This is a genomic window from Bacillus sp. REN3 (assembly GCF_017912555.1).
Taxonomy (GTDB): Bacteria; Bacillota; Bacilli; order Bacillales; family Cytobacillaceae; genus Mesobacillus.
Genome location: NZ_JAERSD010000024.1, coordinates 38,076 through 59,660, shown reverse-complemented (window position 1 = coordinate 59,660; position 21,585 = coordinate 38,076). Strand labels below are relative to the sequence as shown.

The following is a 21,585-nucleotide window of genomic DNA, read 5'->3' as shown; positions in this document are numbered from 1 at the left end:
TAACAATCTCTTTACCAAATTTTGATTTAACAAAAAAATCTAGTGATAATCTTTAAAAAAAATGGTACTTTTTTATCTTTACTATTTTTGCTAGGTAAAATGACAGATAGATTTGGGGTTCTCGAAAGTGCAAGAAGTCGAAGTTATCAGTACTGGGGAGATATTCAACAAAAGCCGACAGAACTATTTATGTAAATATATACTTGTCTCATTTTCAAATGAAAAAATGTAAAAAGGTTAGTAAATGTTAATAGAACAATGCATAAGGCAATGAAATGGTGACAGGGAAATTTATTTTACAATACCTTTATTTCGAATAAGACCTAAATCTTTTGAATAATGAAATCAATATTTATTGTTTCCTTAACTTTTCAATAAAGCTTTGCTCCAGTTCCTTTATGGGTAAGATTCTTTTAATTTTCCCTATCTAAAACGCTCCTTCGTTCAGTTTTTTTACGTTTTGTTGGTAACTCAACCCCTCCAGGTATTGCCGCATACACTCAACACACGTGGAGTGTGTAGTGTAGGACAACCAATTTTGAATTAAAAGGAATTTATTAAGCTCAGCATAAACGCTGGGCGTTATCATTTGTATACCGTCATTTTTTTTAGAAGTGATTTGATTGTTGTTTTCATGTTTTAGTTTTCCTGTGAATTTTTGTTTCGATAGTTCATCCATCGACAGGAAAAAAACATGACCATTTCATAAAAAGCGGATCGAAAGATGCAGTAAGGGGCATAAGATGAGCCGCACGCCCCCATCTAGTATTCTTGAATTGTTCACCTGGTGGTTCAAACATTTATCGTAATGACAATAAAAGAGAAATAAACGCCATTTCATGATTGTCCATGGATGGCATTTTTTATGTTTCAAATAGGAACAGATATTCAATCCAGTATCCGTCCATTTTACCCGTGTGAAAAGAAAGTTCTTTCATAAACTTGATGTGCGTCAAGGTTTCTATTCCCTTAACCACTTATTATAGAGTCAGAAGGAAGTTCACAAACAATATTTCAGGAGGATGAAGAAAATGAAAAAAGTCGTATTCGATCTTGAGCCACTAAGTTGTCCGTCATGTATTAAAAAAATCGAGGGGACATTAAAGAAGATGGATGGAGTCAGAGAAGCGAAGGTTCTTTTCCACTCCGGAAAAGTGCGTGTACAGTTCGATGACAATATCGTTCATGTGGATGAACTTCAGAAAACCATTGTCAATCTTGGTTATCCAGTTCTGTCACAAAGAGTTTCCTGACGGATGACAACAAATGAAAGGAGTGATTCTGATGAATGCAAAAAGGACGTCCCAAATTACCGCTATAACGGGACTGTTGCTCGCGTCGGCACTTGGACTCCATCTTGCCGGACTTCACGAATGGAGGCAGGTCATCCTCATCGCTTCAACGGTCATTGCAGGTATCCCTATTATGTTCAAAGCTGTAAAAGCGCTGCGCATGAAAGCATTCAGTATCGAGCTTCTTGTGACGATTGCAGTCATCGGTGCATTGTTCATCGGAGAATACATTGAATCTGCAGCAGTCACATTCCTGTTTCTGTTCGGTGCATTCCTTGAAGCTCGAACACTTGAAAAAACACGCTCTTCTCTAAAAGCATTAGTGGACATGGCGCCACTTGAAGCAACTGTCATCCGGAATGGCGAAACAATGACCATCGGGGTTGACGACATCAAAGAGGGAGATCGGGTCATCATCCGTTCTGGGGAAAAAGTGGCCGTCGATGGCCATATCATTTCTGGAAGGGCAAACTTGAACGAAGCAGCCATAACAGGTGAATCCGTCCCAGCTTCAAAAACGGTGGACGATCTCGTATTCAGCGGAACAATTGTAGATAATGGGTTCATAGAGGTCATTGCTGATCGCGTCGGCGATGATACAACATTTGCCCGAATCATCGAACTTGTGGAAGAAGCGCAGGAATCCCAATCAAAAACCCAGAAATTCCTGGACCGTTTCGCAAATATATATACGCCATCCATCGTCGTCCTCTCGATTCTTGTTTACATCTTTACACGTAATATCGAGATGACCTTGACCTTCCTCGTCATCGCTTGTCCAGGAGCTCTTGTCATATCCGCACCAGTTTCCTTTGTTGCGGGAATCGGAAACGGAGCACGGAACGGTGTCCTCGTCAAAGGCGGAGATATTATGGAAAAACTGGCAAGAATTGATACGGTCGTTTTCGACAAAACGGGTACGCTGACACGGGGACGCCCGGAAGTGACCGACATCCACCCCTTTTTGGGCAATGAAGAAGAATTGCTTCGACTTGTGGCGGAAGCTGAAATGATCTCGGAACACCACCTCGGGCAGACAATTGTCAATGAAGCGAAAAAACGAAGGATCCCACTGGTGAACCAACCCGACGAGGCCGAAGTGGTTAAAGGGAATGGGATTGGTGCACTTGTTGAAGGCAAGCGGCTCGTTGTCGGCAACCGAAAATTAATGGCCTCTGAAGGCATACGGATCGAAAAAACGGTGGAAGATTATGCTGTTAGTCGTGAAAAAGCAGGTAATACCGCAATCTTTGCGAGTATCGATGGGCAGCTTGCAGGCGTCATCTCCATCGCGGATCGAATCCGTCCTGAAGCTAAAAGTGCCCTGCAACAGTTACGTACAAAAGGCGTCAAGCGAATGATCATGTTGACAGGCGATAACAGCCATACAGCTGAACTTGTCGCGAATCAGCTCGGGCTCGATGAAGCTTATGCCGAATTGCTGCCTGAAGACAAAGTAGCGATGATAGAAAAACTGAAAGAAGCCGGACACCATGTCGCAATGGCCGGAGACGGGATCAATGATGCGCCTGCCATTGCAATGGCGGATATCGGGCTCGCCATGGGTAAAAGCGGTACGGATGTATCGATGGAAACAGCTGATGTCGTGTTAATGGCGGATCGGCTGGACCAGTTCGCCCATGCCTATTCACTTGCTAAAGCGACTGTTCGAAATATGAAACAAAATACGTTTTTCGCCGTCGGTACGGTCGTCCTGCTGCTTATCGGCGTATTGCTTGGAAAAGTGTTCCTTGCTTCTGGAATGCTCATCCATGAATTGAGTGTCCTGATTGTGATTCTTAACGCTACACGCCTGATCCGGTATACTGGTAGGAAGAAAGCAAATAAGAAGGTGGGTTTGACCCCAATAACAGAATAGGGTGAATCATCGATGACAGCCGACAAACAATGCGGGCAACCCGCAGAAAGCACAGTGGATATGAAGAAAGTGTGCATCTCCAAGGTCCCGATTTTCAACCACTTGTCCCCTTTTGAAATGTCCGACATCGTCAAGGACGCCCATTCCGTTTCGTATCGACGCGGACAGGCGATTTATCGCGCCGGCGAACAATCGGAAGGCCTGTACATCGTCCACAAAGGGCGCGTGAAAATTTACCGTTTATCCGATACCGGTAAAGAACAGCTTGTACGTATTTTAGATCCTGGCGATTTTACAGGTGAGCTTTCTTTATTCAATGAATCGATCCATGACGCCTATGCAGAAGCACTTGAACAAGTGGAATTATGTGTCATGGGACGGGATGACTTCCAGCAATTCTTACTGAAATACCCAGCCATTTCATTGAAAATGCTGAACGAATTTTCATCACGATTAGCAAAAACGGAAAAACAGGCGGCGCACATTGCGATGGAATCCGTAGAAACACGGATCGCCCTGTTTCTCGCCGACCAAGTCGAACAGCAAAAAAGGCGCCAGATCCACTTACCGATGAGTCGCAAAGATCTCGCCTCCCATCTTGGGACCACGCCTGAAACGGTAAGCCGCAAACTCGCTGATTTCCAAGATGCAGGTTGGATCAGGCAAACCAATCAGCGGGACATTGATATCTTAGATCTGGATGCATTGTTACTCTGTTAAATTCCCGAACCCCTTCATCGATCCATCGTTGTTAAGGGGTTTTTTTATGTCCGTGGAATAGGTGATGAACGTCTGCTATTGGCGGAAATAATGCTCTTCGTTCAACACATACATTTAAAGCCATGACGTTATAGTGTACCTCATAAAAAAAGCCCGTTTTTTAACGGACGGGCCTTAAGGTCAGAAGGATTAAGGAAATATTCAAGTGCCTGGTGCAAGGCTCTTCGCTTACCTGGCTTACCGCGAATTTTTAAAAGGGTTAATCGTTGTTGTGTACTGTTCACCCTCGTAATATTGCTGTCTTTTTTGAGATGATTTAGGTTGCGTCGCAGAGTCGGTATGGAAAGATACATTGTCGTTTGACACATGGGTACAGTTATAATTTTCAGGCTGATGCCCTGGATTTTTTGAACCTGACTTAATTGGGTGTGCCTGTATTTTTTGATTCATTTTGCTATTATTGAGTGTTTCAATGGTTTTATTTAAAATTTCAATGTCCTGCAGGTATTGTTTCTCCTTGTCTTCCAAGGCAGCGATCGCGTTGTTGGATATTTCAATGTCCTGCAGGTAATTCCTCTCCTTGTCTTCCAAAGCAGCGATTGTATTGTTCAATGTTTCAATGTCGTGCAGGTATTGTTTCTCCTTGTCTTCCAAGGCAGCGATCGCATTGTTGGATATTTCAATGTCCTGCAGGTATTGTTTCTCCCTGTCTTCCAAGGCGGCGATTGCGTTGTTGGATATTTCAATGTTCCGCAGGTAATTCTTCTCCTTGTCTTCCAAAGCAGCGATTGTATTGTTCAATGTTTCAATGTCGTGCAGGTATTGTTTCTCCTTGTCTTCCAAGGCAGCGATTGCGTTGTTGGATATTTCAATGTCCTGCAGGTAATTCCTCTCCTTGTCTTCCAAAGCAGCGATTGTATTGTTCAATGTTTCAATGTCGTGCAGGTATTGTTTCTCCTTGTCTTCCAAGGCAGCGATCGCATTGTTGGATATTTCAATGTCCTGCAGGTAATTCCTCTCCTTATCTTCCAAAGCAGCGATTGCGTTGTTAGATGTTTCAATGTCCTGCAGGTAATTCCTCTCCTTGTCTTTCAAGGCAGCGATTGCGTTGTTAGATGTTTCAATGTCCTGCAGGTAATTCCTCTCCTTGTCTTCCAAAGCAGCGATTGCATTCTTCAATGTTTCAATCTCAGTTTCTTTATTTTCCATAAAGGAGTTAATAATGCTCTGAATTTCAGAAAGAAAACTTTTCATCTCCGAAAGATCTTTTTCGATGTTTGCGATCGGATCGTGGTTTGATTGCTGAAGATCTTCTCTCTGCCTAAACCTCCTTGTAGCCACAAGCTCACTTCCTTGTTTCGGTTTTTCATTCTTCTTATATGCATATGCTTGGATTTTGGAAAAGTGAAGGGGGGGTTCAATCAACAGGCAAATCCGGGTGTTTCCGAACATATACATTTATTAAGGGACATTGACCCTTTTTTTCATATCCCGAGGGGGCTTGACGTGCAATTAATCATTCAACTCAAAGTGAACTTTCCCTATCAAGGGAAAAGCTTGAAGAGCACGCAGAAGAGGATCAATCTTGCCTGCTGAAAAAACTGAAGATAGAAAACAGGCATTTGAAAAAGGCAGGGAACCGAATTTTTTTGAAGCAACTAAGCTGCCCGATATCTACTTCTTCCTAATAATTTGAGGAGGAACTGGACAGCAATGAGAATTCAAAGAAAATGAAAGGGGGTGTTTTTCTGCGAGGTTTCAATTTTGAAAAATCCATCCTTACTACCAAGCAGACCTTAACACATATCGATTTAGCCATAAAGGAAGGAAAGCCCCTTTCGCTTTCCAGATTTGGCATTGGGGAATTGACCTATCTTTTCAGCGGGAAAATCCCCCTACTGGTCAAGCATTTTGAAAGATATAAGGATTATTCAGGAATCACACGTTCCGAAGAAACCATACGGCAGGAATTGATAAAAGCACTTAAGACATCAGATTTAACGGGTCTGCCTCCATCCTTTAGATCGGAATTCTGGGCGGATAAAACCCAGGAGATTTTAAAGGAGTTGAATTATTCCCCTTCGCTTGTCTGTTCTGCATGGGTGATGCATGACGCAGTCCTGGAGGGTAGTTTTTGGCCATGGATAAAAGGGAAGAGGGCCGTTATAGTCGGACGCCGTTCAACAGAGGCTGTCCCACTATTCACGCAAAATGGCGTCACTGTAGCAGGGGCCATCCATTTGGAGGGATACGAAGGTATTGCCCAGGCGCATTCAGGAATAGCGAAACTGCCAGAATGGGATATTGCTCTCGTTTCTGCAGGCATTCCGGCAACAATCCTTGTACCAAGGATCGCCGAGTCAACTGGAAAAGTGGCCATTGATTTCGGCCATGCTCTGGATATGCTGATGGATGGGGAACGTTACAATCACCTCAAGCTTGTTGACGATTATAATTCCGAAAAAGACTAAATCCATCCTGTTGAAAAAAGTGGATGGATTTTTTGGGGAAAGAATTTAATCTACCAATACAATTGGCAGTTTGAAAATTGATTTGCCTATTAATTGATAGCACTTTGCGACAGGTGCCCTGCCTGCTAGAGAAACAATTATATATCCTGCCTCTGGGTAGTTATGCATGGCTATGTCTTCGGCCGAAGGATATGCCCTGTCTGTTGGATGAGAATGATAGATGGCTAATAGTTCTTCTCTATTTTCTTCCATCTGTTCAAACGCCACGCGCAGTTGGTTCAAATCCATAGCGAAGGAGACAGGGCTCCGATCGATATTTTCCATCGGCCAGATCCTGGCAGCCATCCCTTCCTTTCCGGTAATCAGCCCGCAGGCTTCATAAGGCGATTCCTGTTCGCAGTGTGAAATCATTTTATTCCAAGCCTTTTGGGACATGGAAAATGAATCAAGTCTGGGGCTTCCTTCCGCAGCAACCCTTACTGGGTGAGGATTTTACCTGTTGAGGGGAAGTCATGTATCCAGGTTTGGAAGGCTGTTTGGGCATACCCTGAAGGCCCGTTTTTTTAGCCGCATGTATTTGTTTTAAAACTTGTTTCCTGAAATTATCAAAACCCATCTGCAATCATCTCTCCTTTCTGCTTGCATATATTTATTTATATGTTATCGGTTCTCATAAAGTAACGGTTCTTTGAGGAAATGGGTTGGATAAAAGTAGATTGGGAGGGTTTACGTTGAATATAAAAATGAGGGTTGCGGGAGTGGACAGTGGCGCGATTCCCTATCAACAACTTGCTGGTTATTATTATTTTTTCAAGGAAAGTGGAGTAAATGTCCGGTTGGATGTGAAAGGCCGAACGCTCGATCTCACTCAAGCACTATCAGGAAAAACCATTCTGCTTCGAGGTGAAAACCTATCAAAAAACAACATGGCAGAGCGGATGGAAGGCTTCCTGGAGTGCCATGGTGTGAAAGTCGTGAAAGCTTTGGAAAAAGATTCTTCAGTCAGGGCGAGTATGATAGTAGAATGGAATTTTATAAAAGATACAATGGGAATGGAAATAACCCACAATATGCCTTCGGTTGAGGCCTTAATCCAGGAAGAGTGCCGGACTTACGGTATACCCCTAACTTCCAACAAGATTGTGGATGATCACCTCCCCATTATGTCTGTAAAATTAGGGGACAATGAAGAATTTCAAGAACAGTTTGGGGAAACCGTAGCTTTGATTCTGGCAGTTGGGATCATTTCTTTTTTGCTTGAAGGGAAGGCGTTATCACCCTTGGCTGTCATGCTCGACTCCGGCCTTTTTCGGTTTGGATCAGCAGTTGAAAACAAGCAGGCGGATGATGAAAAAGTGAATAATGCTCCTAATGTATCATATGAAAACCATTCTCCCGAAAAGATGGAAGCTGACGCCTATTTTGATTCACATTTGATGATCGATAAGAAAGAGAAAGTGACAGTAATGGCGGACCTAACCATTAAGAATACAGGCTCTGCAGTACTTTCTGATCCAGCCATCTGCTTAAGAGTGACGCCACCGGCAAACATTCGTCTGTCTGGGCAAATCTTGCCGCCAGAATTCGTTCAGGTGATGGGGGTATTCAGCGATGAAGGGGCCAAGGGCTGGAAGTATATGAATGAAGACTGGATGCAGGAAATGGACGAAAAAGGTGAGGTGTGGATCGCTCCTATTGGGCGGCTGGCAATCGTGCCGGGGCAATCGGAATCATTATCCAATCTGCAAATGACGATTCTGGATGGCGAGGAAAATGTTCTTATCGAGGCATTCATCTTTTTTCAGGACCAGGAACTGAGAGTTGCGGCGAATAATCGGATTTCTCTGTCGTTCTTTAACTAAATAAATAAAATGGGGAAAAGATTTCCCCATTTTATAGTTGTTAACGATTTTTTAATTAGAAGTTTTGGCAAGCGTCTACGTTAACTGTTCCACCGGTAACGTCAATATATGCAAGAACTTCATACCCGCCTTGCTCTTCAATTCGGAGAACAACCCTGTTTGGTTCGGTTAAGATCAACTGGAATTGAGCATCTTCTTCTTCCTGTCCGGCTTGTTGATATTTACCAAAGCCAGTTACTGTTAAAGTAGTAAGACCTGCATCACATGTCGGCATATTGAATTGGGTTGCATAGAACGTGAAGCTTTGATCTACAGGATCTTCACCTGCAGGATCTTCCTGCGGGAAGTCTTGGAATGTCACAGTTAGATTACTTTTTGCAAGGGTGCATTGATCACAGATGGTCGAATTTAAAGATAATCTTCCTCTTACAGGGGTAGGAACTGGTCCAACTCCGCTTACAACAAGAATGGTTCTGTCGAGATTATTGAGAAGGGCACTGCCGCGGCATGTGCAGTTGTCAGGCGGGAATAAAGGTCCGCATTGCTCAGGGAAGTTCGGGAACCTTTGACATTGAGGAGCTAGTTCCTCAATTGGCAACGCTGCGCGAGGACCGCAGAACTTCGCTTCCACTTCAAGTTTTACTTCCCTCTCTACCTGGACATCCTTACAGACTACTACATCGATCAACAGCATGTTTCCAAGCATCTCACTGAAAACAACAGAGCATTCCACATCAAAAATTTCACAGTTAATGGTTGTTCCATCTGGGAAGCATAGAATCACATCATCGACAAAGCTTACTGGTATTTCCAAAGGCGGGATAGTAATGCCAGACTGGCTGCAAGAGAAAACTACCCTGATGTGTACATGGATGGCTAGTGTTACAATTCTCGCATTAGGGACATTTGGTATATTTGCTGGGCGTGACCTGACAAAGTCGCATCTGCGAGTGCCAGCGATCTCACTGCAAGTTGCAGTAACAGCCCCTCCTGCATGCCTGCACGCCTCGATTTGTTCAAACGTTGCGTCAGGGATCGGAACCTTATTCTGATCACGATTTGTAATGACTACCCAGTCATAGACTTTGGGCACCCGGATACATTCTGGCTGAATCGGGTTTGGCGCCTGCCTGCCCTGAATAGATTTAATATCTTTCTTCATTTAACACCTTTCCTTTCTATTGGTTACTTCCCTTTTATGGTATGAAGCTTTTAATAGATGGTAACGGTTCTTCAAACAAATAGGCCGCCTAATTTGTACAAGGCTTTTGAAAGGTAGTTTCCTTTTATCAAACGGCTCATACAATGAAGTAATTTCAATGGGAAAGGTGGATATGACGTTGTTTGAGATGGATTGGATCGATTTGTTTATTGTTGTCCTGGCCTCTTTCCGGATTACTCATTTACTTGTTATCGACCAGATTGCAGAGGTTATCCGCAATCCTTTCATCGAAGTGGTGACGAAGGAAAATGCAGCGGGGGAAATGGAACAATTCATTGAAATAAAGGGAACTGGCATCCGCCGCTTTATTGGTTTATTATTAAGCTGTTACTGGTGCACTGGATTCTGGGTATCATTGGGAGTGGTCCTGGTTTATAGCCTTATTCCTGTTTCACTTCCTGTTTTCCTTGTATTTGCCGTGGCAGGAGCCGCTGCGATACTAGAGTCGAAGATATGATAAATAGCATGTCCAAAAGAGGGATGACAAAAATAGGGCTGCCGCCGTAAAAAAAGAAAGAGTTAGAGCTGGGAACATAGACTACCAATTCCCGTGAAGCATGGGGACGTACCCTGTGCTTCTTTGTTCCTCCTTTGCAATTGCGATTCGGTGTTTGATTCAAGTTCCATTTCCTTTGGGGTTGCGATTTGGTGTTTGAATCAAGTTCCCTTTCCTTTGCAATTCGTTTGGGTGTTGATTTATGTTCCATCTCCTTTGGAATTGCGATTCGGTTGCTTGAATCATGTTCCTCCTTTGGAATTGCGATTTGGTGCCTGATCCATGTTCCATCTCATGTGTCTAATTAGGAGGCAAGTGTGATGAAGCCGCGCGCAAGCAAGCAGCCTTGTTCCTGGCATCCAATGGCTCTAGTTTTGTGAATGGAACAGTAGTGGCCATTGGCCATTGAGGGTGCATGGCCGCAGCGTTTTTAAATACGGCAAATATGAAGCTCCTTCTTAATCAGTAATGAAAAAACAATGGATCGTTAGAGGTTACCAATGAAGTTATATACATTAAAAAAGCAGTTTAAAGGATTTAAAAAAGGAACGCATTTTTACTTAATTGCTGAATCGGAATTTATAGGGGTTAAGGAGTTCGTATTAAGAACAGAGGATTTAACCGATCGAATTACACTCAATGAGAGAGAACTTGTCAGGAACTTTACTTTTATTAAGGAAGTCTTTTAAAAAAAGGCTGTTTTTGCTTTTAAATAAATGGATGATTTCCACTCAGATCGCTCGCTTTCCGCGGAGCGTGAATCGAGGTTCGCGCCTGTGACGCTGGACACTGAATGAACTTCACCTGCGCACGAAGTTCATTTTCGAGGAGTCTTCGTGCATTCTTCTCGAACCTGAAATAGGTTCAGAAAGAAAACAGCCCAATAATAGAAAGTGATTAACTGAGGAGATTGCGCAGCTTGCAGGAGTTGCGCTTTTACTCTCCATATCAGGCTATGCTTCTTTTCAACTGCAATAGGATAAGATAACTCATAAACTTATAAGGATGAAAAATGACTGGAGGTTAGGCTATGAAGCATCCCATCGTTATAGTCGGGGCTGGCTTGAGCGGGCTCCGTGCCGCATCGCTGCTGATCTCGCATGGCATTGAATGCCGTGTTCTGGAGGCGCGCGGGCGGATTGGCGGGAGAGTGTTGAGCACAACGGTTTCGGACAGGCCGGAGCTTGGGGAGTTTGATCTGGGACCCACTTGGTTCTGGCCGGAGTATGAGCATGCCATTTCCGATCTTGTCAGGGAACTTGGATTGCCAGCATTCGAACAATACACAAAAGGGGCCATGCTTTTTGAGCAATCCCCAAATGGGCCGATTCAGAGGCATGAGCTTCCGGAAGGGACTGTTGGAAAATCGTTCCGCCTTGTTGGAGGGGTACAGTCCCTCATTGACGCAGTGGCAGCGACTATCCCTGAAGGCACGGTGGAAGTGGACACGCGTGTCACGGCGATTCAGATGGGTGAGGAAGGGGCTATCAATGTGGAAGCAGAGCATGCTGGGAAAAAGAAACTCATTCCCGCCCGCGCAGTGATCCTGGCCTTGCCGCCTCGGCTCATCGCAGAGCGCATCGCTTTTTCTCCTTCGTTTCCCGCAGACGTTCTCACTAGTTTGAAGGACAAGCCTACGTGGATGGCAGGGCATGCGAAGGTGATAGCGGTCTATGACCGGCCTTTCTGGCGTGAAGCCGGGCTTTCCGGACAGGTAACGAGCTGGGCTGGACCATTGCAGGAAATCCATGATGCTTCACCTGAAACAGGCAGCGGCGCCCTGTTTGGTTTTTTCAGCATAACTGCGAAAGCGCGTCAGGAGCTGGGAGAGGACAAAGTTCTCGAGTTGGTTGTCGCTCAGCTGGCCAGGCTGTTCGGTCCAACTGCTGCAAAACCGGTTGCCCTGCTGTATAAGGACTGGTCCAGCGATGCTGAAACAGCGGTTGCGGAAGACGCCGAGCCGCTCACAAGCTTTCCTGAGTATGGTCTGCCGCTCGCAGAAGGACCATGGGAAAAGAAAATCCTTTTTGCGGGTACAGAAGCAGCTCCTGAAAGTGGAGGCCATCTTGAAGGAGCACTTCAGTCAGCAGAGCAGGCGGCTTCTATGGTTATGGATTTTCATAGGACACATCCATGATAAACGAATTGGTGAGGCTGTACAGCAACTATGCTACAATTGAACTTGCGGTTTTGGACAAAAAGCAGCAATAGGAGGCATTTGATGCTTAATAATGATATATTGATCCGGTTAAGATACGCCTTGGATATCAAGGATGCCGATATGGCAGAGATCTTTGAGCTGGGCGGCGTGCATGTGACAAAAGAAGACGTCAGGCTGATGCTGAAAAAGGCAGACGATGAGGAAAGCGAAGAGTACTATAGTGTCAATCATGCAATGATGGAGCAGTTTTTAAATGGTTTCATTATGTTAAAAAGAGGAAAGCAGGACCCGAAACCAGACCAGCCTGAAACTCCTGCTCTGACTGGCGAAAGTGTGAATAACCTGCTGTTGAAAAAGGTGAAAATCGCGCTCGCGCTAACGAGTGAGGACATGCTTGAAATCTTTGATCTGGCCGGAGTCCATGTCACCAAAGGGGAACTAGGGGCTATCCTGCGAAAAGAAGGCCATAAAAACTACCGCGAATGCGGCGATAAATTTGCCCGGAACTTCCTAAAGGGATTGGCTTTGAGATATAGGGGATAAACCCTGGTATGTAAGCCAAGTATAATCCTGGTTAACCCGACCGGCAGCCAAACTCAGATCGGCTGCCTTTTTATATTTTTGCCGTGCAACAACTGCAATCGTATTTGAAATTGTTATTGCCAGCATAACCCCCGTAATGAAGACCGCGATAACCATAAATCCCTTGGTTCCACATCTGCGGTATAAGATTGGAACTGACCTTTCGTTTTTGAAACCAACATGTGCCTTACTTCCAATCCAATTGCTGAATATGCCTTGATGATTTCGTTGATGTCCAAGATCATTCAACCATCGATTTTTGAACATTACAAAAGTTGGCGATATGATACTCAATTTGAAGGATGTTAAATAAAGAATTGAATTTGAGATAAAAAATATCCATTCTGAATTCCTCTTATTTTCATTTTTTCAGATATTCCATCCAAAACCCTTCATATTTTCGATGGCAGATTCTATTGTTTTGGAATCGTTTCCTGTCCTGTCCCCACGGCCCTGACACGCTGTTTCTCTGTGCGGGGAAGAAATTCAATGGGCAGAGTAAAAGAGCTGGTTAATCCAAGAATCAACGCCAAGACGGGCATTAATTGACTGCTGCCTTTTTGCGGTACGCCCACACCGTAAGCATACTCAGGTTGAAAGCCCCGCCGGGTACTGCAGGAAAGAAATAAGAAATTTTTACATATTTTGAACCATCTTCAGTTTGTTCTTTTACCGGAGCGGGTTGAAAAAAGGTAAGATAATGATAAACGGGTGAAGGGGGAGTTTAAGTGAGGATCGGGAAATTCGCGGAACAGAACGGGTTAAGCATTGATACGCTCCGCCACTATATGGAACTTGGCCTGCTTTTTCCTGAGAAAAAGGGCGGGCAATACGATTTTGATGAGAGCTGCCAGCACGATTTAGAGAATGTTCTCGAACTGAAAGAGATGGGGTTCAGTTTGAATGAAATCAAGATCATCAAGACATTCAACAGTCTTGGCATCCTTTCGCCTTATGAGGAAAATGCCCATTATCAGGCCCTATTCAGGGAAAAATCCCGAAAAACCCAACAGGAAATTGATATACTTTTACAGGCTAAGGAAAAGCTGGATTCAAAAATTGATACATATAACAAAAAGACGGCACAGAAGGCGGTGTCTCTTGGAGTCGCCTTGAAAAATCTCGATTTCCTGATCTGTCTCAACTGCGGCGAGGAGCTGTCCCTTGAGAATGGCACAATCCATAAAAACCAGGTGATGGATGGCGAGCTTGTCTGCCGCTGCGGCGGGAACTATCTCATAGAGTCCGGCATTCTCATTGCCGGAAATCCGGTGGAATGGGGTTCCATTGGAGAAGGAGATGTTTATGAGTATATTCTGCAGACGGATAAGGAGTATCTAGAGAATATCCAGAGAGGCCTTCAGCTGATTAAACGCAGAATCGAGGGAATGGATCTCGAAGGCAAAGCGATTCTTGAGCTTGGCACGGGAATCGGCTTCCTACTCCGTACCATTTATGGTGAACTCCCTGATAACTGCGTATATATCGCGGTGGATCATGATCTGGAAAAATTAAAATTGGTCAGGAGCATGCTTGGGAATACAGGCATCCGGAAAAACATCCTTTTCATCTGTACTGACTTTTCGGGGATACCAGTCAAGGCAGGCACAGTGGATGTCATTCTCGATCACGCCGGGACGAGTAATTACAGCTTCGGGGAAAGCGAGTTCCTGCTTAGGAAGATCGATCATCTCACAAGCAGGGAAGCAAGCTTGATCGGCACCTACATCATTTTTAAAAACTTCAGTATCAATAGCAAAGTTCCGCCTGGATTCAGGAGGTTATTCAAGCAAGAAAATATCAGGTCCGAACTTGAATGGCTAGGATTTGCCATCCAGGAAGAAAAGGAATCGAATTTCGTCCAGAAGGGAGGTCCCCATGAGAATTATTTCGTACAGGGGGAAAAGGTGTATTCATACATGTGCGTAGCGAAAAGGTAGGGTTCACCCTATCTTTTTTAAATTAAGCAGGGAAAAAAGTGTTTTTTGCCTGTTGCAGCGGGGCTGGGACCACAGCTTACACTTATGGAAAAGTGATCTGCTGGGAGGCTTTGCTATGAGTAATAAAAAAAACAGGGCGGAAATGCGCAATCTGCTGCTTTATGCTTCCGCCAAGACGGTCTCGGTATTCGGGACGGCCATTTATAACTTCGCTGTCAGCTTTTACGTGTTAAAAGTGACGGGGTCTGCGTTAAGCTTCGCAATTACCTTGATGCTTGGCATTCTGCCGATGGTTTTAATCATGCCATTCGCAGGGGTGATCATTGACAAAGTGGATAAAAAGAAGCTGGTTGTCAACATGGATTTGCTTTGCGGCGTCCTTATGGTGAGTGTTTTTACCGCCAGTATGGTGTATGGATTGAGTCTCCCGCTCATTTACGCAACGGCCTTTCTGCTCACCGTCTTCTCAACTTTTTTTGGGATTGGCATTGAAGCGGCAAAGCCGAATATCGTCTCGGATAAGATGCTCATGAACATCAATTCGATCAGCAAGATCATCTACTCGGTGTCTTCGATTCTCGGCCCTGCCCTTGGCGGCATGATTTTCGCATTCCTCGATATCCGGATGTTCATCCTTATAAACGGGATTACCTTCATCCTATCTGGACTCGCCATCCTTCTTATTGATTTCACTTTCAATCAAACAGGAGAGAGGGGGGCCGAGGAACCAATTCAGGTGTGGCAGGATATGCGCGAAGGGTACAGCTATATGTCCGGCAGGCAGGAGCTCCTCTGGTTGTTCTTGATCCTGGTTTTCTTGAATTTTTTCCTGACTTTTTCGGTCACCGTCCCGCTGCCTTACATCGTGAATACAATCCTTGGCATGGGTTCCAAGACATTCGGCCTGATTCAGGCTGCGTTTCCAATGGGTATGATCCTCGGCGCGCTTGTGGTGAAAAAATTGGTGGAAAGGGTCGCTTACTCGTTGATCATGAAGATCTTAAGCTTTGTGGGGGGTATCGCGATGATGGTCACCGGCATCCCGGTCCTCATTGATGGCGGCCCGCTCATGAATGGGGTCTTTTACGGCGGGATTATGTTTATGTTCGGGGTCATCGTCGCGTTCATCGATATCCCGCTCTCCTACTTCATGCAGCGAAACATCCCGGAGGAGTACAGGGGAAGGGTGATGAGCCTCGGAATCAGCATTGGCAAGACGATGGTCCCCGTCGCCATGATTCTCTCGGGAATGCTGCTCGACGTTGTTCCAGCATATGCCCTGCCGATTGGTGGTGGTCTGTTGTTCCTAGCAATGAACCTTTCTGCTGCAAAAAAAATGACCTTCAGCATATCGATATCCCGAATAGAAGTATCCAGGACTGACTGACGGCAAATAGTAACCATAAGAAACTAGCAGATAACTTGTTGTCCTTCCACTTACCGGACTCTCCTTATATACGGCTGCCATCATACGAATACGATCAGTAGGGAAAAGGAATTCATTGCGGAACCTGTCAGTTTCCATTTGGTCTCCATTAAGGAAGAACCTTCATTTCCAAAAGCTGTGGCATAGTGGAATCCCTCGAATCTTCTATGTTGCACGCAGTCGATGAATTCCGGCTGCTCTTTCCTAAGAAGAAATTACCACATGAATGATGTAACTTCATCGTATCCAGGAAAATCATTCAGAGGATTTCAATGAATCATCTGCACTTAAATAGGGAAGAGTTCCTATGATTGAAAAAGAACAATAGCTAGCCTGGCAGAGTATCCGCCCGATGCTTTTATCTCCATTAGGAATAGGGAAAGGGGCACAGCGACTTGTAAAGAGTAACACAAGCGCGGTATGCACTCCCTTTGGAGGTGCTCGGAGAGGTGAAAGGTATCGCAAGCGCGGTATGCACTCCCTTTGGAGGTGCTCGGAGTAGTAAAAGGTACCGCAAGCGCGGTATGCGCTCCCTTTGGAGGTGCACGGAGAGGTAAAAGGTACCGCAAGCGCGGTATGCACTCCCTTTGGAGGTGCTCGGAGAGGTGAAAGGTAACGCAAGCGTGGTATGCACTCCCTTTGAGGGTGCAGTGAGTGGAAAAAGGTAACGCAAGCGCGGCATGCACTCCCTTTGGAGGTGCTCGGAGTAGTAAAAGGTACCGCAAGCGCGGTATGCACTCCCTTAGGAGGTGCTCGGAGAGGTGAAAGGTAACGCAAGCGTGGCATGCGCTCCCTTTGGAGGTGCTCGGAGTAGTAAAAGGTATCGCAAGCGCGGCATGCACTCCCTTTGGAGGTGCACGGAGAGGTAAAAGGTACCGCAAGCGCGGTATGCACTCCCTTTGGAGGTGCTCGGAGTAGTAAAAGGTATCGCAAGCGTGGCATGCGCTCCCTTTGAAGGTGCTCGGAGAGGTGAAAGGTACCGCAAGCGCGGTATGCGCTCCCTTTGGAGGTGCTCGGAGTAGTAAAAGGTACCGCAAGCGCGGTATGCGCTCCCTTTGGAGGTGCACGGAGAGGTAAAAGGTACCGCAAGCGCGAAATGCACTCCCTTTGGAGGTGCTCGGAGAGGTGAAAGGTAACGCAAGCGCGAAATGCACTCCCTTTGGAGGTGCTCGGAGTAGTAAAAGGTACCGCAAGCGCGGTATGCACTCCCTTTGGAGGTGCTCGGAGTAGTAAAAGGTAACGCAAGCGCGTCACGCACTCCCTTTGTGGGTGCGGTGAGTGGTGAAAGGTAACGCAAGCGTGGCATGCGCTCCCTTTGGAGGTGCACGGAGAGGTAAAAGGTACCGCAAGCGCGAAATGCACTCCCTTTGGAGGTGCACGGAGAGGTAAAAGGTACCGCAAGCGCGGTATGCGCTCCCTTTGGAGGTGCTGTGAGTGGAAAAAGGTATCACAAGCGCGTCATGCACTCCCTTTGTGGGTGCGGTGAGTGGTGAAAGGTAACGCAAGCGCGGCATGCACTCCCTTTTTAGGGGTGCAGTAAGTGGTGAACACACAAACAGAAATACTAAAAATGCAATCAAGCAAGTTATTTACCTCACTTTCTATAATTTGGTTGAATAAAAGATTCATAGATGGGGAATACTATATTCAACAGCAAATAAAGAGGAGGAAGTAATCATGAAACAAATTACTGAATTTATCAATGAACAAGGTTTTGAGCTGGAGGGCTATATTTCCCAACTGTTTAAAGAGGTAACTGACAATAATAAAGATGAAAGGTGATCATGGAATCACGCTGATCACCTTCCTGGTTTCCCGTTTCATTTCCACTATTGATAGAGTGAATCGCTGCTCCCGGCTGTTGGGTTTTGGTAGTTCGCCGTATATTGCTGGATTTGGTCGAGGTTTTCGGGAACAACCTGATACATAGCTCCGATTTTAGCAATCTCGCCTGCAGCTGCGTTTTCAACCGGGTAGTATCCATTGGAGGCCATATATTGCCACATATCATAGGCATGGGCACAGCTCATCATGAAGGCGGTTTGGCAGAATGAACGGATCTCCGGGTTCACCATTTCCATCGCTGCCCACGCGTATTCCCTTCCTGCCCTCTTCAATGTCAAAAGATAAGCTGTCGCCATTTCCCGGTCATTCATGTTTTCGACCATGGTCCTTGGCTGGATCGCCGGTGCCGGAGCGGTCATTTGCAGGGATTCATCAGAAATTTGCCTATCTTCTTTTAGCAACGGCAGTTCCTTCGTCGCCCCTTCTGCCTTGTTAAGAAATTCCACCTTCATATTATAGTCCCTCACATGGAGAGGGAGATGCTTCTCGAGAATCCTTTTGAATTCGGGATCCTGGACATGGTATAGCATATAGCCCATGTTCGTGATCGAATTCACACAGCTCATCGTCAATTCATTCAAGTCATGCAATTCATGTGCTGCTAATTTCATTCTTTTACCTCCTTTTAATCAACCCCACCTCTCTTATCTTGTTAAAAATGAAACAAAAATATTCCGTTGTTCCAAGTTTGTTTGCCAATGCCTGGATAGGGGAATGTTCAGGATAGAACTCCCAGCTGTTTGCCGATACGGCATCAGCTGCGATATAGTTATAAGAAAAGTCTGGGAGGTCGTGTGATGTCATATCAATTTTCAGAAGAACAAGACCGTTTTGTCGTGAAGGATGAGCAAGGCAATGAGGCTGGTGAAATTACATATGTCCGGGATGGAGAAGATACTCTTGTGATCAATCATACTGGAGTGAATCCCCAACATCGCGGCCAGGGGCTTGCTGAAAAGCTTGTGAGCCATGTTGTGGAAAAAGCAAAAAAAGAAGGGCTGAAAATCGTGCCTGTCTGCTGGTTCGCCAAAAAGGAATTCGATGAAAAAGAAAGCTACAGAGAAGTACTGAAGCAATCATAATCGTTCATCAAACGTTTGATTAATAAGAAAAAAAAGCCTTTGAATCAACTGATTCAGAGGCTTTATTTGACTCAACAAAACCTCAAATACAAGATATTCCGCTTTTTTTTTTACAGTAAAATTATTGCAGTTATCGACGCCGGTAAAAATGGAAGAGCTATAAAAGGAATAGTTTTTTGAATGATGAAAAAAGTTAACGAAATATCCATATATTTTTCTTGGTGATTGTGATTCAATAGGGCTGTAGTGAAGATCAGAAAGGAAGTGGAGTATGTTTACTAAGGAACGCAAAAAATCAAAGGAATTAAAGATTCTGCAGGCGTTGGATCACCGGATGATTTTACCTGAGAAAGAAAAACTGCAATTAGTGAATTTAGTGAAAGGGTTGGAGGGTGAAATCGAATTAGATAGGTGGCTTGGAAAGCTTGAAATCGACTGCCTGATTTTAAACGATTTGCTTTTTGAAATGAATAACACGCATTTTCAAATTGATTCACTCCTCATCACCGAAGATACCATTTATGCATTCGATGCCAAAAATTATGAAGGGGAATTTTATTATGAAGGTGGCCGGCTAAAGACACTTGCTGGTAATGAGGTGAAGGATCCCCTCCTCCAGCTTAGGCGCAGTGAAACACTAATGCGACAAATGTTGAAGAGCATTAACAGTAATCTTTCCCTCGAAGCCTACGACGTTTTTACCAACCCCGAATTCACCTTATGGCAAGCCCCACTCAACCAGCCAATCATTCTCCCCACAAAGATCAACCGGTTCATGAAAAAAATAAATAACAAACATTCAAGATTAAATAGTAACCATAAGAAACTAGCAGAAAAATTGATGTCCTTAAACTTACCTGAGTCTCCTTATATACGGCTGCCATCATACGAATATGATCAATTGGAAAAAGGGATTCATTGCGGAACCTGCCAGTTTCCATTACGTCCCCACAAAGGAAGAACCCTCATTTGCGAAAACTGTAGCACAGTGGAATCCACCGAATCCGCTGTATTGCGCGCAGTCGATGAATTCCGGCTGCTCTTTCCTAAAAAGAAAATTACCACAAGCAGCATACATGAATGGTGTAACTTCATAGTATCCAGGAAAATCATTCAAAGAATTTTAATGAATTATCTGCACTTAAATAGAGAAGGTAAAATGAGTTACTATGATTGAAAAATAAAATTAGCTGCTTGGCAGAGGAATGCGATCCCGATGTCTCCAGAGGGAGTGGTGAAAGGTACCGCAAGCGCAGAATGCGCTCCCTTTGGATGTGCTGTGAGTGGTAAAAGGTACCGCAAAGGCGGTATGCACTCCCTTTGGATGTGCTGTGAGTAGTAAAAGGTACCGCAAGCGCAGAATGCGCTCCCTTTGGATGTGCTGTGAGTGGTAAAAGGTACCGCAAGCGCAGAATGCACTCCCTTTGGATGTGCTGTGAGTAGTGAAAGGTATCGCAAGCGCAGAATGCGCTCCCTTTTGATGTGCTGTGAGTGGTAAAAGGTAACGCAAGCGCAGAATGCACTCCCTTTGGATGTGCTCGGAGTGGTAAAAGGTAACGCAAACGCGGTATGCACTCCCTTTGGAGGTGCTGGAAGCAGTGAAAGGTACCGCAAGCGCAGAATGCACTCCCTTTGGATGTGCTGTGAGTAGTAAAAGGTAACGCAAACGCGGTATGCGCTCCCTATGGAGGTGCTCGGAGTGGTAAAAGGTAACGTAAAAGCGGAATGCACTCCCTTTGGATGTGCTCGGAGTGGAAAAAGGTAACGCAAACGCGGAATGCACTCCCTTTTGATGTGCTGTGAGTAGTAAAAGGTAACGCAAGCGCGGAATGCGCTCCCTTTTGATGTGCTGTGAGTGGTAAAAGGTAACGCAAGCGCAGAATGCACTCCCTTTGGATGTGCTCGGAGTGGTAAAAGGTAACGCAAACGCGGTATGCACTCCCTTTGGAGGTGCTGTGAGTGGTAAAAGGTAACGCAAGCGCAGAATGCACTCCCTTTGGATGTGCTCGGAGTGGTAAAAGGTAACGCAAACGCGGTATGCACTCCCTTTTGAGGTGCTGGAAGCAGTGAAAGGTACCGCAAGCGCAGAATGCACTCCCTTTGGATGTGCTGTGAGTAGTAAAAGGTAACGCAAACGCGGTATGCACTCCCTTTGGATGTGCTGTGAGTAGTAAAAGGTATCGCAAGCGCGGAATGCGCTCCCTTTGGAGGTGCTGGAAGCAGTGAAAGGTACCGCAAGCGCAGAATGCGCTCCCTTTGGAGGTGCTCGGAGTGGTAAAAGGTACCGCAAGCGCAGAATGCGCTCCCTTTGGAGGTGCTCGGGGTGGTAAAAGGTAACGCAAACGCGGTACGCACTCCCTTTGGATGTGCTGTGAGTAGTAAAAGGTACCGCAAGCGCAGAATGCGCTCCCTTTGGATGTGCTCGGAGTGGTAAAAGGTAACGCAAGCGCAGAATGCACTCCCTTTGGATGTGCTCGGAGTGGTAAAAGGTAACGCAAGAGCGGAATGCGCTCCCTTTTGATGTGCTGTGAGTGGTAAAAGGTAACGCAAGCGCAGAATGCACTCCCTTTGGATGTGCTCGGAGTGGTAAAAGGTAACGCAAGAGCG

General features: G+C 45.3%; 16 protein-coding genes. 12 read left to right on the top strand and 4 right to left on the bottom strand.

All coding sequences use genetic code 11. The annotated features are described in order from the left end of the window. The first annotated feature begins 1,031 nt into the window (after positions 1-1,031). Genes JJQ88_RS17530 through JJQ88_RS17520 form a run of 3 tightly spaced genes read left to right on the top strand, consistent with a single transcriptional unit; the run spans position 1,032 to position 3,891 of the window. A complete protein-coding gene (locus JJQ88_RS17530) occupies positions 1,032-1,253 on the top strand; it encodes a heavy-metal-associated domain-containing protein (protein ID WP_210367335.1) in 222 nt (73 codons plus the stop codon). A 31-nt stretch (positions 1,254-1,284) separates the two neighbouring features. After that, positions 1,285-3,171, top strand: a complete 1,887-nt coding sequence (locus JJQ88_RS17525) for a heavy metal translocating P-type ATPase (RefSeq protein ID WP_210367334.1) — start codon at positions 1,285-1,287, stop codon at positions 3,169-3,171. A 12-nt stretch (positions 3,172-3,183) separates the two neighbouring features. Beyond that, positions 3,184-3,891, top strand: coding sequence for a Crp/Fnr family transcriptional regulator (locus tag JJQ88_RS17520; RefSeq protein ID WP_210367333.1), 708 nt, complete (start codon positions 3,184-3,186; stop codon positions 3,889-3,891). Positions 3,892-4,128: 237 nt separating this feature from the next. Here the strand turns inward: JJQ88_RS17520 and JJQ88_RS17515 are convergent, their stop codons facing one another. Further along, positions 4,129-5,232, bottom strand: coding sequence for a coiled-coil domain-containing protein (locus tag JJQ88_RS17515; protein WP_210367332.1), 1,104 nt, complete (start codon positions 5,230-5,232; stop codon positions 4,129-4,131). A gap of 389 nt (positions 5,233-5,621) precedes the next feature. Between JJQ88_RS17515 and JJQ88_RS17510 the strand changes: the two genes are divergently transcribed. Next, the gene (locus tag JJQ88_RS17510) at positions 5,622-6,362 is read left to right on the top strand and encodes a GT-D fold domain-containing protein (protein ID WP_210367331.1); all 741 of its coding nucleotides are present in this window, start codon (positions 5,622-5,624) and stop codon (positions 6,360-6,362) included. A gap of 45 nt (positions 6,363-6,407) precedes the next feature. Here JJQ88_RS17510 and JJQ88_RS17505 read toward each other — a convergent pair whose 3' ends face one another. Continuing rightward, the gene (locus JJQ88_RS17505) at positions 6,408-6,797 is read right to left on the bottom strand and encodes a M67 family metallopeptidase (protein ID WP_282597719.1); all 390 of its coding nucleotides are present in this window, start codon (positions 6,795-6,797) and stop codon (positions 6,408-6,410) included. 296 nt (positions 6,798-7,093) lie between these two features. On the opposite strand from JJQ88_RS17505, the gene JJQ88_RS17500 reads away from it, so the two are divergent. Continuing rightward, a complete protein-coding gene (locus JJQ88_RS17500) occupies positions 7,094-8,224 on the top strand; it encodes a hypothetical protein (protein WP_210367329.1) in 1,131 nt (376 codons plus the stop codon). Positions 8,225-8,279: 55 nt separating this feature from the next. Here JJQ88_RS17500 and JJQ88_RS17495 read toward each other — a convergent pair whose 3' ends face one another. After that, positions 8,280-9,386, bottom strand: a complete 1,107-nt coding sequence (locus JJQ88_RS17495) for a BMQ_0737 family morphogenetic spore coat protein (protein ID WP_210367328.1) — start codon at positions 9,384-9,386, stop codon at positions 8,280-8,282. A 172-nt stretch (positions 9,387-9,558) separates the two neighbouring features. Here JJQ88_RS17495 and JJQ88_RS17490 point away from each other — a divergent pair, with 172 nt between their 5' ends. From JJQ88_RS17490 to JJQ88_RS17470, 5 genes are all read left to right on the top strand, one after another. Next, the gene (locus JJQ88_RS17490; RefSeq protein WP_481748312.1) at positions 9,559-9,903 is read left to right on the top strand and encodes a DUF1360 domain-containing protein; all 345 of its coding nucleotides are present in this window, start codon (positions 9,559-9,561) and stop codon (positions 9,901-9,903) included. Positions 9,904-10,972: 1,069 nt separating this feature from the next. Beyond that, positions 10,973-12,079 (top strand): flavin monoamine oxidase family protein, encoded by a 1,107-nt coding sequence (locus JJQ88_RS17485; protein WP_210367326.1) that lies wholly within the window; start codon positions 10,973-10,975, stop codon positions 12,077-12,079. A gap of 84 nt (positions 12,080-12,163) precedes the next feature. Further along, positions 12,164-12,646 (top strand): YehS family protein, encoded by a 483-nt coding sequence (locus JJQ88_RS17480; protein WP_210367325.1) that lies wholly within the window; start codon positions 12,164-12,166, stop codon positions 12,644-12,646. Positions 12,647-13,413: 767 nt separating this feature from the next. After that, positions 13,414-14,625 carry a MerR family transcriptional regulator gene (locus tag JJQ88_RS17475; protein ID WP_210367324.1) on the top strand — a complete coding sequence of 404 codons (1,212 nt, stop codon included), beginning with the start codon at positions 13,414-13,416 and terminating at the stop codon, positions 14,623-14,625. Positions 14,626-14,740: 115 nt separating this feature from the next. Then, on the top strand, positions 14,741-16,012 hold the full coding sequence (locus JJQ88_RS17470) for an MFS transporter (protein WP_210367323.1): 1,272 nt from the start codon (positions 14,741-14,743) through the stop codon (positions 16,010-16,012). A gap of 1,868 nt (positions 16,013-17,880) precedes the next feature. Here the strand turns inward: JJQ88_RS17470 and JJQ88_RS17465 are convergent. Then, entirely contained in the window at positions 17,881-18,507 is a 627-nt protein-coding gene (locus JJQ88_RS17465; protein ID WP_210367322.1) for a spore coat protein, read from the bottom strand. Between the two features lie 186 nt (positions 18,508-18,693). Here JJQ88_RS17465 and JJQ88_RS17460 point away from each other — a divergent pair, with 186 nt between their 5' ends. Together JJQ88_RS17460 and JJQ88_RS17455 are read left to right on the top strand one after the other, a co-directional pair. Further along, positions 18,694-18,978, top strand: coding sequence for a GNAT family N-acetyltransferase (locus tag JJQ88_RS17460; RefSeq protein ID WP_210367321.1), 285 nt, complete (start codon positions 18,694-18,696; stop codon positions 18,976-18,978). A gap of 271 nt (positions 18,979-19,249) precedes the next feature. Next, the gene (locus JJQ88_RS17455; RefSeq protein ID WP_210367320.1) at positions 19,250-20,155 is read left to right on the top strand and encodes a nuclease-related domain-containing protein; all 906 of its coding nucleotides are present in this window, start codon (positions 19,250-19,252) and stop codon (positions 20,153-20,155) included. The last annotated feature ends 1,430 nt before the right edge of the window (positions 20,156-21,585 follow it).

Bases quoted from the DNA above. Each gene is read 5' to 3' on its own strand.
- JJQ88_RS17480 (WP_210367325.1), top strand. From the start codon at position 12,164: ATGCTTAATAATGATATATTGATCCGGTTAAGATACGCCTTGGATATC.
- JJQ88_RS17485 (WP_210367326.1), top strand. From the start codon at position 10,973: ATGAAGCATCCCATCGTTATAGTCGGGGCTGGCTTGAGCGGGCTCCGT.
- JJQ88_RS17470 (WP_210367323.1), top strand. From the start codon at position 14,741: ATGAGTAATAAAAAAAACAGGGCGGAAATGCGCAATCTGCTGCTTTAT.
- JJQ88_RS17460 (WP_210367321.1), top strand. From the start codon at position 18,694: ATGTCATATCAATTTTCAGAAGAACAAGACCGTTTTGTCGTGAAGGAT.
- JJQ88_RS17490 (WP_481748312.1), top strand. From the start codon at position 9,559: ATGACGTTGTTTGAGATGGATTGGATCGATTTGTTTATTGTTGTCCTG.
- JJQ88_RS17465 (WP_210367322.1), bottom strand. From the start codon at position 18,507: ATGAAATTAGCAGCACATGAATTGCATGACTTGAATGAATTGACGATG.
- JJQ88_RS17510 (WP_210367331.1), top strand. From the start codon at position 5,622: ATGAAAGGGGGTGTTTTTCTGCGAGGTTTCAATTTTGAAAAATCCATC.
- JJQ88_RS17525 (WP_210367334.1), top strand. From the start codon at position 1,285: ATGAATGCAAAAAGGACGTCCCAAATTACCGCTATAACGGGACTGTTG.
- JJQ88_RS17530 (WP_210367335.1), top strand. From the start codon at position 1,032: ATGAAAAAAGTCGTATTCGATCTTGAGCCACTAAGTTGTCCGTCATGT.
- JJQ88_RS17520 (WP_210367333.1), top strand. From the start codon at position 3,184: ATGACAGCCGACAAACAATGCGGGCAACCCGCAGAAAGCACAGTGGAT.
- JJQ88_RS17455 (WP_210367320.1), top strand. From the start codon at position 19,250: ATGTTTACTAAGGAACGCAAAAAATCAAAGGAATTAAAGATTCTGCAG.
- JJQ88_RS17495 (WP_210367328.1), bottom strand. From the start codon at position 9,386: ATGAAGAAAGATATTAAATCTATTCAGGGCAGGCAGGCGCCAAACCCG.
- JJQ88_RS17505 (WP_282597719.1), bottom strand. From the start codon at position 6,797: ATGTCCCAAAAGGCTTGGAATAAAATGATTTCACACTGCGAACAGGAA.